At 60.6% G+C, this 14,012-nt stretch carries 13 protein-coding genes and 1 pseudogene; 11 read left to right on the top strand and 3 right to left on the bottom strand.

Annotation, left to right across the window (positions count from 1 at the left end):
• Nucleotides 1-149 precede the first annotated feature (149 nt).
• A complete protein-coding gene (locus ACH79_RS42075) occupies nt 150-1,376 on the top strand; it encodes an acyl-CoA dehydrogenase family protein (protein WP_161856010.1) in 1,227 nt (408 codons plus the stop codon).
• A 10-nt stretch (nt 1,377-1,386) separates the two neighbouring features.
• Complete coding sequence (locus ACH79_RS42070) at nt 1,387-1,941, top strand: flavin reductase family protein (protein ID WP_161856009.1); 555 nt, start codon at nt 1,387-1,389, stop codon at nt 1,939-1,941.
• Nucleotides 1,942-1,994: 53 nt separating this feature from the next.
• On the opposite strand, the gene ACH79_RS42065 is transcribed toward ACH79_RS42070, so the two are convergent.
• Both ACH79_RS42065 and ACH79_RS42060 read right to left on the bottom strand, forming a co-directional pair.
• Nucleotides 1,995-2,870: a polysaccharide deacetylase family protein gene (locus tag ACH79_RS42065; RefSeq protein WP_161856008.1), complete on the bottom strand. Its 876-nt coding sequence runs from the start codon at nt 2,868-2,870 to the stop codon at nt 1,995-1,997.
• Nucleotides 2,871-2,889: 19 nt separating this feature from the next.
• A complete protein-coding gene (locus ACH79_RS42060) occupies nt 2,890-3,996 on the bottom strand; it encodes an LLM class flavin-dependent oxidoreductase (protein WP_161856007.1) in 1,107 nt (368 codons plus the stop codon).
• 174 nt (nt 3,997-4,170) lie between these two features.
• Between ACH79_RS42060 and ACH79_RS42055 the strand changes: the two genes are divergently transcribed.
• The 4 genes and pseudogenes from ACH79_RS42055 to ACH79_RS45415 all read left to right on the top strand — a co-directional run.
• The gene (locus tag ACH79_RS42055) at nt 4,171-5,052 is read left to right on the top strand and encodes a xanthine dehydrogenase family protein subunit M (RefSeq protein ID WP_161856842.1); all 882 of its coding nucleotides are present in this window, start codon (nt 4,171-4,173) and stop codon (nt 5,050-5,052) included.
• Nucleotides 5,049-5,534 (top strand): (2Fe-2S)-binding protein, encoded by a 486-nt coding sequence (locus ACH79_RS42050; RefSeq protein WP_161856006.1) that lies wholly within the window; start codon nt 5,049-5,051, stop codon nt 5,532-5,534. Before ACH79_RS42055 ends, ACH79_RS42050 begins: the two co-directional genes overlap by 4 nt.
• Complete coding sequence (locus ACH79_RS42045; RefSeq protein ID WP_161856005.1) at nt 5,531-7,924, top strand: xanthine dehydrogenase family protein molybdopterin-binding subunit; 2,394 nt, start codon at nt 5,531-5,533, stop codon at nt 7,922-7,924. Before ACH79_RS42050 ends, ACH79_RS42045 begins: the two co-directional genes overlap by 4 nt.
• 69 nt (nt 7,925-7,993) lie before the next feature.
• Nucleotides 7,994-8,089, top strand: a pseudogene (locus ACH79_RS45415) (enoyl-CoA hydratase/isomerase family protein); the annotation flags it as partial.
• 15 nt (nt 8,090-8,104) lie between these two features.
• On the opposite strand, the gene ACH79_RS42035 reads toward ACH79_RS45415, so the two are convergent.
• On the bottom strand, nt 8,105-9,259 hold the full coding sequence (locus ACH79_RS42035) for a zinc-binding dehydrogenase (RefSeq protein ID WP_161856004.1): 1,155 nt from the start codon (nt 9,257-9,259) through the stop codon (nt 8,105-8,107).
• A gap of 180 nt (nt 9,260-9,439) precedes the next feature.
• Between ACH79_RS42035 and ACH79_RS42030 the strand changes: the two genes are divergently transcribed.
• The 5 genes from ACH79_RS42030 to ACH79_RS42010 are packed head-to-tail and all read left to right on the top strand — an operon-like array spanning nt 9,440 to nt 13,996.
• Nucleotides 9,440-10,447, top strand: a complete 1,008-nt coding sequence (locus ACH79_RS42030; protein ID WP_161856003.1) for an ABC transporter substrate-binding protein — start codon at nt 9,440-9,442, stop codon at nt 10,445-10,447.
• A gap of 37 nt (nt 10,448-10,484) precedes the next feature.
• Entirely contained in the window at nt 10,485-11,300 is an 816-nt protein-coding gene (locus tag ACH79_RS42025; protein ID WP_161856002.1) for an iron ABC transporter permease, read from the top strand.
• 4 nt (nt 11,301-11,304) lie between these two features.
• A complete protein-coding gene (locus ACH79_RS42020) occupies nt 11,305-12,090 on the top strand; it encodes an ABC transporter permease (RefSeq protein ID WP_161856001.1) in 786 nt (261 codons plus the stop codon).
• Entirely contained in the window at nt 12,087-13,148 is a 1,062-nt protein-coding gene (locus tag ACH79_RS42015; RefSeq protein WP_161856000.1) for an ABC transporter ATP-binding protein, read from the top strand. Before ACH79_RS42020 ends, ACH79_RS42015 begins: the two co-directional genes overlap by 4 nt.
• Before the next feature lie 8 nt (nt 13,149-13,156).
• Nucleotides 13,157-13,996, top strand: coding sequence for a phosphodiesterase (locus ACH79_RS42010; protein WP_161855999.1), 840 nt, complete (start codon nt 13,157-13,159; stop codon nt 13,994-13,996).
• The last annotated feature ends 16 nt before the right edge of the window (nt 13,997-14,012 follow it).

Below are 14,012 nucleotides of genomic sequence, written 5' to 3'. Positions count from 1 at the left end.
GTGGCTTATCAGCCACCGGGCCTTTTGGCGTTTGGGGGTAGTGCTTTATGGCGAAATAGCCATGCTCGTCGCGCCTTGATCATTGGCGATCAGCCGGTAGACTAGCAGAGCTCGGGCGGCGTAAAAGCAAGGGGCGGGCGAGGAAACATATGGCGGAACACAGCGGCAGGCCGGATGCAGGTTCGCCCGGAGCACCGGGTACGGCCGGCTATGCCGCCATGGTCGCGCGAGCCAAGGCCCTGATTCCAGAGCTGCGCGATCGTGCTTCAAAAACGGAAGAACTCCGGCGCTTGCCACCGGAGACCGAGCGCGATTTGCATGATGCAGGCCTATTCCGAGTCGTGCAGCCCAAACGCGTCGGAGGTGCCGAGCTTGACTATGTCGCCCTGGTCGATTGCGCCGATGCACTGGGGCAGGCGGATGCTTCCGTCGCATGGAATTTTGCCAATCTTGCGAGCCATCATTGGATGCTTGGCATGTTTGACCGGCAGGCGCAGGACGCGGTCTGGCAAAGGAATGCCGATGCGCTAATCGCGTCGTCCTTCATCTTTCCAGCCGGCCGCGCCCAAAAGGTCGATGGCGGATACGTCCTGCGTGGTCATTGGCCGTTCTCGTCGGGCGTCGAGTCTTGCGACTGGAACATGCTTTCGGGTGTGGTGTCTTCGGACGATGAGGCTGATGGCATCGAATATCGGATATTCCTGCTCAACAGGAACCAGTACAAGATCAATGACACCTGGAACGCGACGGGCTTAGGCGGTACCGGGTCGAACGACGTATGGGTCGAGGATGCCTTCGTTGCGGAGAAGATGACGGTCGCAGTCAGCGATCTCACTGGCGGGCCGACGCCGGGAAGTGTCGTCAATCCAAACGCGCTGTATGCGCTACCGGTCTTCTCTCTCTTTCCTTACGTGTTGTCGGGTGTCGGTTTGGGCAATGCCCAGGCCTGTCTGAATGACTATGTCGAACTCGCACGGCATCGGGCGTCGACTTACAACCGAGCCAAGCTCAGCGATTTGCAGACGACCCAAATCAAGATCGCCGAAGCATCCGCCAAGATCGACGCGGCCCGTCTCGTCATGCGCACGAACTGCATCGATGCGATGGCGGAGGCGAGGCGGAGCTATATCCCCGATCTGGCGGGCAAGACGAGGCTGCGGCGGGATGGCGCCTTCGCGGTGAACCTCTGCACCGAAGCGGTCTCGCTGCTGTTTGCGGCAAGCGGCGCGCGCAGCCTGTTCACGTCAGGCGCGCTGCAGCGGCAGTTCCGCGATGCTCACGCGGTGAATTCGCACCTCGCATTCAATTTCGATGCGGCAGGAACCAATTATGGACGGGTAGCGCTTGGCCTGCCGTCCGAGAATCTGACGCTCTGAGGCCTGGCGGATGTCCGACTCACCCAAACATCCCGCCGATCCCGCCAATGAACTTGCCAGCGACAACTCGGCGATCGACCCACGCGATTTTCGCAATGCGCTTGGAACGTTCGCCACGGGCGTCACCATCGTCACCGCGATGGCCGCGGATGGAAGGCCATATGGCGTGACCTGCAACTCCTTTGCTTCGGTCTCGCTCAATCCGCCGCTGGTGTTGTGGAGTCTGGGGATGTTTTCGCAAGGACTTACGATCTTCCAGAACGCCAGCCATTTCACGGTCAATGTTCTCGGTGCATCCCAGCAGGCGCTGGCGTCGCGGTTTGCAAAATCGTCGGAGGACAAGTTCGCCGGTGTGAGCTGGACACCGGGGCTTGGCAACGCGCCGGTGTTGACCGACAGCGTTGCGAATTTCCAATGCCGCGCGGCCAATCGGTACTACGGCGGCGACCACATCATCTTCCTCGGCGCCGTCGAATCCTACGCCTACAATCGGCAGGAACCCTTGCTGTTTGCGCGCGGCAGCTTCGGCCGGTTTCTTGCCGGAGATGGAAATAAGTCCTCGTGAGCGGACCGCCGAACTGCCTCTAAAGCTCGCGGTCGTGCGATGGGCCGGCAAAACTAGCTCTTTGCCATCTCCGCGCCGTACCAGTCACCGATCTCACTCGCGGTCATCAGCGCCACGCCGTCGTGACCGAGGACATAGTCAAGCAGTGCCTCCAGATACCTGATGCGGTGCGGCACGCCTGTAATATAGGGGTGAATCGATATCGCCATGATCCGCGCATTCGATGCGCCCTCGAGATACAGCCGGTCGAACTGGTCCATGCAGCGTTTCAGGAATTGCTCTGAAGGCAGATGCTGCAGCGCATGGATGACGATGTCGTTGGTTTCGACCGAGTAGGGGATCGTTGTGATGGTGCCGTGAGGCGTGGCGATATCCTGCGGCAGATCGTCGATGACCCAGTCCGCGACATACTCGATGCCATTGAGGCGCAGCAGATCGAGTGTTTCCTCGGTCTCCGTGAGGCCGGGGCTTTCCCATGAGCGGGGAGGCTTCCCGGCAAACTTCGAAATTATCTCGACTGATCGTTTGATGGCATCGGCCTGATTTTCGACCTTGTGCATCGGGCCCTGCACGAAGCCATGGCCCATGAATTCGAATCCGGCTTCGAGCGCAGCGGAGGCGACGCGTGGGTAGGTGTTGCAGACGTTGGCGTTGAGCGCCAATGTCACCGGCATTCTGCGGTCGGTCAGCGCCTTGAACTGCCGCCAGAAGCCAGCGCGCATGCCGTATTCATGCCAGGACCAGTTCGGTACATCGGGCAACAGCGGCTGGCCCATCGGTGGGCTCAGCACCGTGCGAGGCATCGCGTTCTCGATCCGCCACTCCTCGACATTGAGGACGATCCATACCGCGAGCTTCTTGCCGCCGGGCAGCGTCAGCCTCGGCCGGTCGACCTGTGCCTGATAGGGAATGCGATCGCTCAGTGCCACGGCAAGAATCCTCCGTAGATCATTCGGCGGCTTTGGAGCCGCTGGACGCGCTGGCATTGATCCTCGGCATGACCTTTTCGGCCATCAGGATCATGGACTGACGTCCCAATTCGCGGTCTTTCCAGTCCTTGCCGGCATAAAGCAATGTGCCGAAGGGCCCGGTCTCTTCCTGAAAAGCCAGCAGTTGATCTGCTACGCTGTCCGGCGTGCCATGAATGATCAGCCTGTCGCAGATCGATTCCAGCGTTACTTCGTCATCGGGTTGATCGCGACGCGTTTTGAACAGTTCGATACGACCACCGCGCTTCAGCTTGGTGAACAGCGAGCGATAGTAATAAACATACGGCCCGTCAGGATTGGTGGCATAGGCCTTTGCGGTGGCTGCGTCCTTGGCGACGAACACACTCTTGGCAACGCGCCAATTCGCCGGATCCACTGGACGTCCGGCACGTTCGCAACCCTCGACATATTTCGGCCAATGGCTTTTCACCCAGGCCGGCATCAGGAAGTTTGCCGAGATCGGATCCCAGCCGCGCGCTGCGGCTTCCGTCACGCCTTTCGAGAACGGCGCCACCGCCGTTACCACGATAGGCGGGTGCGGCTGTTGCAGCGGGCGCGGGATGAAGCCTTGGCCGATATCCTCGATCAGAGTCTTCTGAATCGATATGTTCCAGTATTTGCCTCGAAGATTGTAGGGAGGCTCACTGGCCCAGATCTGAAGCACCTGATTGATCGCCTCCAGGAACATGGCATTCCTGTCCGATTCGAGGTTGCCGAATACTTCCGCGTCCGATAGCAGGCCTCCCGGGCTGATGCCGAAGATCAGACGCCCGTCGAGCATGTGATCAAGCATCGCGATCGAGGCTGCAATCGCTGCCGGATGCGCGTTAGGCATGTTGACCGTGCCGGTGCCAAGCTTGATCTGCCTGGTTGCCGCAGCAAGCCATGCGATGAAAGCGATGCAGGACGTGATGTTCTCGGCTCTGTCGGTGGTGTGCTCGCCGACATACCCCTCGGTGTATCCGAGTTCATCGGCCAGCAGGAAAGCCTCGCGGTCCTCCTTGAGCGAACGCCGCCAATCCTTGTCGATGGGATGGATGGGCATCGTAAAGAAGCCAAGCTTCATGATCTGCTCTTCCCCAAAGGCTGGCTTTTCGTTTGCACAGAACGTGCGTGGTTCGTCGCGCGAAAACAAGCGCAAACTCAAGTTAGTCACTCGATAACAAACTTGACCTTTGCCAATCCCAGCCGTCTAATCCCGTGAAAATGCCGATAGTTGGCCGGGGAGGTCACGCCCAAAATGAAAGCCTCGGCTTTCGATTACGCCCGCGCGACCAGCGTCGCAAATGCGCTAGAATTGCTGGCCACGCATGGCGAAAGGGCCAGGGTGTTGGCGGGTGGGCAGAGCTTGCTCCCGGCGATGAATCTGCGCCTGGCCGCGCCGGAACTCGTTGTCGATATTGGTGAGCTGGACGATTTGCGCGGGGTCGTGGTGAAGGGAGACGTCCTCACCATCGGCGCGCTGACGCGTCATGCCGATCTCTTGAAATCTCCGGAAATAGCAGCCCATGCTCCCTTGTTGATGAACGCGGTCGCCCATGTCGCCCATCCCGCGATACGTAACCGCGGTACCATTGGGGGAAGCCTTGCCCAGGCAGATCCGGCGTCGGAGCTGCCTGCCTGTATGCTTGCGCTTGGCACCACGATCATTGTGCGCGGGCCGGGCGGCGAGCGGCGTATTGCGGCTGACGAGTTCTTTGCCGGGATCTACGAAACTGCGCTTACGCCACAGGAGTTGCTGGTCGCCGTCGAACTGCCGGTGCCTCCAAAAAGCTCGACGCATTACTTTCATGAATTCGCCCGTCGGCATGGCGACTACGCGATCGTGGGCCTCGCAGCGCAGGCCTTGGTCAGAGATCGGCGGTTCTCGGATCTTCGCCTTGGTTTCTTTGCAGTGGGCGATCGCCCGTTATTGGCCAAGTCTGCCGGCAAACTGATTGACGTCGCCATCACGCCTGCGGTCTTGTCCGAGGTGTCCTCCGCGCTGGATGAAGAGCTTAGTCCACTCGAGGATCAACAGGCTACGCCCGCCATGCGTCGCCATCTGGCGAAGGTCCTGTTGATACGTTGCGTATCCTCGCTGCTCGCTCGCCCTGATCTCTGCGCGGGAGCATCAGCGTGACCGCTGCGCTTGCGATTTCGCTGAGTGTCAACGGCGAGCTTGTTGAAGCTAGCGTACTGCCGCGCCTGAATTTGGCAGACTTTCTTCGCGAGCATCTTAAGCTGACCGGCACGCATGTCGGATGCGAGCACGGCGTGTGCGGCGCGTGCACAGTACGAGTCAACGGCGATATTGTCCGTTCCTGCCTGATACTTGCGGTGCAGACGCATAATGCATCGGTCGAGACGATCGAGGGGGTCTCCGACAGCGGAGAGATCGCCGATTTGCAGTCGGCATTCCGGGAACGCAACGCACTGCAATGCGGCTTCTGTACGCCGGGAATGCTGATGGCGGCGCAGGATCTGCTGCAGCGATCGTCAACCCCGGATCGAGAACAGATCCGCGAGCATCTTTCCGGTAATTATTGCCGCTGCACAGGCTACCAGGCGATCGTCGATGCCGTCGAGACCACAGCGCGGGCGCGCGCCGGACGTCTGCCATGACGTCGGCACAGTCAAATCCTGAAACGCTTTCCGCGCTGGACCGTCCGAACTCCTATATTGGCAAGACGGTACCGCGACCGAATCTCGACCGGCTGATGCAGGGGCGTGGAGTCTATGTCAGCGACATCGAGTTGCCGCGCATGGCGCATGTCGCGTTCGTACGCTCGCCGCACGCGCATGCAATAATCAATGGTATCGACGTTTCGGCGGCCAGGCAGATGCCGGGAGTGATCGCCGTCGTATCGGGCAGGGAGCTCTCGACCGTCATCACGCCGTGGGTCGGCGTGCTCTCGCATTTGAAGGGCCTCAAATCCGCCCCGCAAAGCGCGATCGCGATTGACCGGGCGTGCTGGCAGGGCGAAGCGGTCGCGGCCGTCGTCGCGAATAGTCGTGCTCAGGCCGAGGACGCAGCCGAGCTTGTCTCGGTCCAATATCAGGAGCTCGATGCCGTCACGGATATGCGCACCGCGCTCCATCCGGCAACGGCCGTGATCCATGCTTCGCTCGGTGACAATCTGGCTTTCGAGCGCAATCACGATGCGGGCTCTGTCGATCAGGCCTTTGCCGAATCCGACGAGGTGATCGAGGCAGAGTTCATTTTCGGGCGGCACACCGGCGTGACGCTGGAACCGCGTGCGGTGGTAGCAGATTGGAATGCCGCGGAAGCCAGGCTGACGATCTATCAGGGCACCCAGGCGCCCCATATGGTGCAAAATATCGCGGCGCTCCATCTCGGCCTGAAGGAATCGCAGGTGCGCGTCGTCTGCAAGGACGTCGGCGGCTCCTTCGGCATCAAGGTCCATATCTATGCTGACGAGATGGCGACCTACGCGCTGTCCAAGTTGTTGCGACGTCCGGTCAAGTTCGTCGCCGACCGGGTCGAGAGTTTTAACACCGATATTCATGCCCGCGATCATCGCTGCAAGGGAAAGATCGGCGTCAAGCGCGACGGCACTGTCACGGCATTCGAGATCGACGATCTTACGGGCATCGGACCCTATTCGATGTATCCCCGCACCAGCGCGATCGAAGCCAATCAGGTCGTCAATCTCGTCGGTGGGCCCTATGTGACCAGGAACTACCGTGCCCGTGCCCGCGTCGTTTTCCAGAACAAGAACGTGATGTGCCAGTACCGCGCGGTTGGTCATCCGATCGCTTGTTCCGTGACGGAAGGATTGGTCGATCTGGCGGCCATGAAGATCGGCATGGACCCGGTCGAGATCCGCCGCCGCAATCTGATTGCGGATGATGCATATCCCTGCGCATCGCCTTCAGGCCTGCGCTTCGAGCAATTGTCGCACCATGCGGCTCTAACCAAACTTGTCCAGATGATGGACTATGATGCGTTACGCGCCGAGCAGTCGGCTCTGCGGGCAAGAAACATCCATCGGGGTATCGGCATCGCCAGCTTCATCGAGGTCACCAACCCCAGCGCCGCGTTCTATGGTGTCGGAGGCGCGAGAATATCCTCGCAGGATGGCGTCGCGGTGCGGCTCGACGCTCAGGGTTCGGTAATTTGCCAGACCAGTATCACCGAGCAGGGACAAGGATCGGAATCACTCACGGCACAGATCGTCGGCAGCGTACTCGGCGTCTCGATGGATCGCGTTCGCGTGATCCTGGGCGACACCGATAATACGCCATATGGTGGAGGCACCTGGGCCTCGCGTGGTGCCGGCATCGGCGGCGAGGCCGCGCTGCAGGCCACTAAAGTGCTACGCAGGAACATACTCGACGTCGCAGCCGCCATCCTCCAGTCTACGGCGAGTGAACTCGACATCGTCAACAACGCTGTGGTGACGGTGGTCGATGGCGCGCCGCGGATCGAACTGAGCGAGCTTGCCCGCATCGTCTATTTCCGTCCGGACACGTTGCCACCGGACATTCAGCCCGAATTGATGGCTACCAGGCACTTTGTCCCGCGCGAATATCCCTTCGCCTTCACCAACGGCGTTCAGGCCTCGTGGCTGGAGGTTGATATCGACACCGGCTTTGTGAAGTTGCTGAAGCACTGGGTGGTCGAGGATTGCGGCACCATTATCAATCCACAACTGGTCGATGAGCAGATCAGGGGCGGCGTGGTGCAGGGGCTTGGCGCGGCGCTGTTCGAGAAATGCGTCTATGACGAACGCGGCCAGCTCACCAACGCCAACATGGCTGACTATCTGGTTCCAATGTCCGGTGAGATGCCGGATATCGATGTTGGGCATGTGGTCTCGCCGACCTTGGAATCGGAGCTGGGTGCGAAGGGCGCAGGGGAGGCCGGTACGGCAGGTGCAGCGGCCGCCGTCACCAATGCGGTCAACGACGCGCTCCAGCCGTTTGGAACGATCATCACGGAAATCCCGCTGACGCCTCAAGTTATCCTGACTGCCTTGGGCCGAATATAATAAGACGTCACGCTCGATGGTCCAGAGCGCATGAATACGATTTCGGGGCCCATGCTGAATGATCTGACCTATCTGCAACTCCTGCCGCTGTTCAAGACGCAGGACATGCAGGAAGGCATCAAGACGTTCATGGAAAAGCGAGAACCGAAGTTCGAAGGGCGGTGAGTTCTGCCGCCCGCGCTATTCGGCTGCCGTCCTCGTGACCGCGTCCGCTTTCCGATTGGTGACAACCACCTTGATCGCGTCTTCGATGCGTTCGCGGGCATATCGCAGCGCGGTCGGCAGGTCGGCCAACGGAAACGTGTGAGTGTGGATCTTCGTTGCGTCGAAGCGCTTCGCCGCCATGAGCGCCATGGCGCGGCGGGTGGCGCTGCGGCCTTCGCCACGGATTCCATAGGCATAGATATTGTTCTTCACGAGATGTGCGAGATCCATCACGACCGGATCGTGTGGAAATGCGGCGAGACATATCTTCCCGCCGCGATTGGTCATGTGAATGGCCTGGTTGATTGTCGCCTCGTTGCCGGCACATTCGACCACATAGTCTGCGCCGATGCCGCCGATGAGCTGTTTTACAACCGCAACCGCGTCTTCGTCGTTGATATTGATAACGCGGTCGGCCCCGAGTTCTCGGCCGATCGCTAGCCGTTTATGGCGCGTTCCGGTCAGAATGACCGGGCTGGCCCCCAGCGCCTTTGCGACGGCTACTGCGAGTAGTCCGATCGGTCCCGGACCGATCACCACGACGCTCTCGCCGGCAACCAATCCCCCCAATTCCGTCAGCCCATACATCGAGGTGCCTGCGGTAACCACGAGCGTTGCCTCGGCGTCGCTCATGGTGTCGGGCACTCGCGCCAGCGTGTTGATGTGATTGACGGCATATTCGGCAAAACCGCCGTCCGTCGTGAAACCGTTCGCGCGATGGCCCTTTTCTGGTTTCCCGTAATTCAGGCATGACGTGTACATGCCCTGGCGGCAGCGCTTGCACTGGCCGCAGCCGGCGTGGATCTCCACGCTGATCCGCTCTCCGATCTGGAATTCGTCGACATCGGGTCCGAGCGCGGCGACCGTACCCATGTATTCATGCCCGGGCGTGAAATTCTTGTTGAAGGGCAGGCCGCCTTCAATGCTGGCCGGCGAGCCTGAATGAATGATCTCTAAATCGGTGGCGCAGATCGCAACCGCATCGATCCGGATCAGAACTTCAGCGCGTGAAGGGACGGGTACTGGTTTTTCCCGCAGTTCAAGTTGATCCGGATCGCCGAGCACCCAGGCTCTCATCCGGTCAGGAATCAGAAGATCGGGCGACGTCTTCACGCTTGGAGGTTGGTACATGGTCCTCTCCTCTCGCGCTGGATGTTAGCGGAAATCCTCGGCCCGCGAAATTGCCGGGAGCGCTGCCGCCGCAGCTTGCTGCATAGCAACACGCCTGTCGCAAAACCTTCATACGCGGTCTATACTTGCACACCGGCTGATGCTGAAAATCCAAATTGCGACGCAAATCCGGAGTGACCCATGAAGACCGCCCGCTTTGTTCTTGCCCTGTCGGCGCTGTTGTTGACCGCGCCCTGGCAATCCGCCCAAGCGGCCGACGTCATCTGCTACAACTGCCCGCCGGAATGGGCGGACTGGGCTTCCATGCTCAAGGCCATCAAGGCCGATCTCAACTACGACATTCCGCACGACAATAAGAATTCCGGCCAGGCGCTGGCGCAGATTCTCGCCGAGAAAAACAACCCGGTCGGCGATATCGGCTATTTCGGTGTCACCTTCGGCATGAAGGCCAAGGCACAGGACGCACTCGAGCCCTACAAGCCGGCCAAATCGGATCAGGTCTCCGCCGGCCTGAAAGATGCTGACGGCTATTGGACCACGATTCATTCCGGCACGCTGGGCCTGTTCGTGAACAAGGACGCGCTCGGCGGCAAGCCGGTACCGGCCTGCTGGAAGGATCTGCTGAAGCCCGATTACAAGGGCATGGTCGGCTATCTCGATCCGTCGTCGGCCGCGGTCGGCTATGTCGGCGCGGTCGCGATCAATCTGGCACTCGGCGGCTCCGAAGCAAACTTCGATCCTGCCATCAACTTCTTCAAGGATCTGCGCAAGAACGATCCGATCGTTCCCAAGCAGACTTCCTATGCCCGCGTCGTCTCGGGCGAGATGCCAATCCTGTTCGACTATGATTTCAACGCCTATCGCGCGAAATACTCGGAGAAGGGAAACTTTGAGTTCGTGATCCCCTGCGAGGGATCGGTGGTGTTTCCGTATGTCGTCGGCCTCGTCAAGAACGCCCCCAACAAGGAGAAGGCCAAGAAGGTGCTGGACTATCTCTTGTCCGACAAGGGCCAGGCGATCTGGACCAATGCCTATCTCCGTCCGGCGCGGCCGATCGAGCTACCCGAAGCCGTAAAGAAGAAGTTCCTGCCCGACAGCGACTACGCGCGCGCGAAGAACGTCGACTGGGGACAGATGGAAAACATGCAAAAAGGCTTCGTCGACCGCTATCTCGCCGAGGTCCGCTAAGGCAATATGGCGCCTCTCGCCGGGGCGCTAACTCCTGATGTCATACAGGTCCTTTGTCTGGATATGCCTGCTGCCGCTTGCGGTAGTGACAGCGGCATTTTTCCTGTTGCCGATGGCGCGGCTGGTCGTAACCGGGGCAGGGGGACCGCAGGGGCTTGCGGGATATCTCGCGATCCTCGCCGAGCCGCGTTATCGTGCGACCCTTGTCAACACGGTCCTGCTCGCCACCGCGACCACCTTCGTAACCCTGGTCGTGGCGACGATCGCCGGGATGTTCCTGCAGCGGCATCGTTTCCCCGGCCGCGCCGTTCTGATTGCGATGCTGACCTTCCCGCTGGCGTTTCCCGGCGTCGTGGTCGGCTTCATGATCATTCTCCTCGCCGGCCGACAGGGCCTGATCGGCGATTTCTCCAACCGCCTGTTTGGCGAGAAGCTGGTCTTTGCTTATTCGATCTATGGCCTGTTTCTCGGTTATCTCTATTTTTCCATCCCGCGCGTCATTCTCACGGTCATGGCAGCGGTACAGAAGCTGGATGCCGGCCTGGAGGAAGCTGCGCGTTCGCTGGGCGCGGGCCCATGGGCGGTGCAGCGCGACGTCGTTCTGCCGGCGCTGGCGCCGGCCTTCGTCGCCTCCGGTGCGATTGCGTTTGCGACCGCGATGGGAGCGTTCGGCACGGCGTTTACACTGGCGACCAATATCGACGTGCTGCCGATGCTGATCTATACCGAGTTCACGCTGGCTGCGAATTTGTCGATTTCGGCCGCGCTGTCGGTCGGCCTTGGCATCATCACCTGGTTCATTCTTGCGCTTGCCCGTTCCTTCAGCGGAAGCGCCGTCGCGGCTGCCGGATGAAGCCATGCGCGACCGCCTGATCTTCACCGGCCAGCTCATCTTTACGCTACTTGTCGCCTCCTTCCTGGTGGTGCCCGCGATCCTGTCGATCTCTGCCGGCGTCACGGTGAACTACTTTCGCGGCATCCAGTCCGGTGTCACCCTGCAATGGGTGATGCAGGTGTGGGAGCTCTATGCCGGTACCATCCTGCTGTCGTTCCTGGTCGCCTTAGCGACTCTTGCCGTGACGCTCACGGTCGGCGTTCCGGCCGCCTATGCCTTGCACGTACGGGGCGGGCGGCTGTCGCGGATCGTCGAGGAAATCATCACCTTGCCGTTGGCGATTCCGGGCCTCGCCATTGCACTGGCACTGCTACTGACCTACGGAGGCTTCGGCAATTTTCGCCGCTCCTGGCTGTTCATTCTCGCAGGGCACGTCATCTTCACGATGCCCTTCATGGTGCGATCTGTGATGGCGGTATTCGCGACCGTTGACATCAAGACGCTGGATGAGGGCGCGGCATCGCTCGGCGCATCGCCGTGGCGGCGCTTCCGCGATGTGATCGTGCCCAACGCACTGCCCGGAATACTGGCAGGCAGCCTGATGGTGGTGACGCTGTCACTCGGCGAGTTCAACCTGACCTGGATGCTGCATACGCCGTTGACCAAGACGTTACCGATCGGGCTCGCCGACAGCTATGCCTCGATGCGGCTCGAGGTCGCTTCTGCCTATACGCTGATCTTTTTCGTGATGATCATTCCGCTGCTGGTTGCCATGCAGTTGTTCGCCGAGAAGGAAGTAAAGAAATGAATGCGGAGGTCGGACACGGCGCCTCGGTGCGTATCGAGGCTTGCGGCAAGACCTTTGCCGACGGAACGCGCGCGCTCGAACCGGCAACGCTCGACATCGCCCGTGGTGAAACGCTGGTGCTGCTCGGCCCCTCCGGCTGCGGCAAGACTACCATGTTGCGCATCATTGCGGGCCTCGAGCGGCCTGATCCCGGCGGCAGGGTGCTGTTCGACGGCAAGGACATGACCGCGGTGCCGATCGAGCGGCGCAATGTCGGCATGGTGTTTCAGTCCTACGCGCTTTTCCCGAACATGACCGTGGCAGACAATATCGGCTATGGCCTGAAGATTCGCAGGATGCCGGACAAGGAGCGGGCGGCACGCGTTGCGGAACTGGTGGCGCTGACCAACATTTCCGGCCTCGAGAACCGACGCATCGACCAGCTTTCCGGTGGCCAACGTCAGCGCGTGGCGCTGGCGCGCGCGGTCGCGATCCGGCCGGGCATCCTCCTGCTGGACGAGCCCCTGACCGCGCTCGATGCTGCATTGCGCGACCGGCTGCGCGGAGAGCTGAATCGTCTGCTGCGCGCGCTCGGCATCACCACGATTTATGTGACACATGATCAGTCTGAAGCGATGGAGCTCGGTGATCGCATTGTCGTCATGCAGAAGGGAGCGATCGCCCAGATCGGCACGCCGCGGGAGATCTATTTCACGCCGCGAAGTCGCTTTGTCGCCGAATTCATCGGTGCCGCGAACATCGTCGAAGCGCCCATCGAGGATGGTCATCTCGTGTTACCAGGTGGACGGCAGCCGATTCACTGCGATGGTGACATGCCGGCGGCCGTTGCGATGATCCGCCCGGAAACCATCCGCGTGGCAGCGGCCAGAAGTGCGTCGGTTTCTGGCACGATCGACAGCGTCAGTTTCATCGGTGACAGGCAAAGGCTGGTGGTCAGTGGCGCGTCCAACAGGTTGCTCACGGTCGACGCACCGAATACGGTTCAAGCTAGGCCAGGTGAACGGATCGGTTTATCGATTTCGCCCGACGCTGTCCGTTTGCTGCCGCCGGAGAACTGAGAAGGCCGATGTCGCCAAAGCCGGTTTGTATTGCCCAGATTTCCGACCTGCATATCAAGCCGCCGGGATCGCTCGCCTATGGCAGAGTCGATACTGCCAAGGCGCTCGAACGTTGTGTTGTCGCCCTGAACGAATTTGAGCCCGTACCCGATTTTCTCGTGATCTCCGGCGATCTGGCGGACACGCCGACGGCGGAGGAATATCAGTATCTCACGCGGCTGCTGGCGCCGCTCAAACTTCCATTCGCAGCTATTCCCGGCAATCACGACTCGCGCGAGCTGATGCGCGCCGCGTTTCCTTCCGCTTCTTACGCCTTCGTATCCGGACCGCTGAACCAGAAGATCGAAGTGGCAGGACTCGATCTGCTGTTGCTGGATTCAAGCGTGGACCGCAAGCCGCATGGTGAACTCGAAGAGACCTCGCTGCAATGGCTTGACGCGACCCTGGCTTCGTCGCCCGACCGGCCGGCCCTGCTGTTTCTACACCACCCGCCGTTCAAGGCGGGCATTTGGCACATGGACCGCCAGAATCTCCTCAACGCAAGCGACCTCGCGCCGATCGTGCGCCGTCATCCGCGCGTGCAATTGATCGCAACCGGGCATGTTCACCGCGCGGCACTGACCATGTTTGCGGGCGTGCCGACCACAATCTGTCCGGCCCCGAATCATGCGGTCGATCTCGACCTGGCCGAGCTGCGCGAGCCGTCCTTCAGGGTCGAGCCGCCGGCTTTCCATCTCCACAGCTGGTTTCCAGGTGAGGGTGGCGGCACCATCGTCACCCACCAGGTCCCGATCGGGAGTTTCGACGGTCCGCATCCGTTTTTTGGGCCGGATGGAAAGTTGCTTTAGTTACCGCGTCCTGCCC

Origin of the sequence: Bradyrhizobium sp. CCBAU 051011 (assembly GCF_009930815.1) — a bacterium.
Classification (GTDB): Bacteria; Pseudomonadota; Alphaproteobacteria; order Rhizobiales; family Xanthobacteraceae; genus Bradyrhizobium.
Note: the sequence above shows the minus strand (reverse complement) of the source record. Positions and strands in the feature narration are given on the sequence as shown.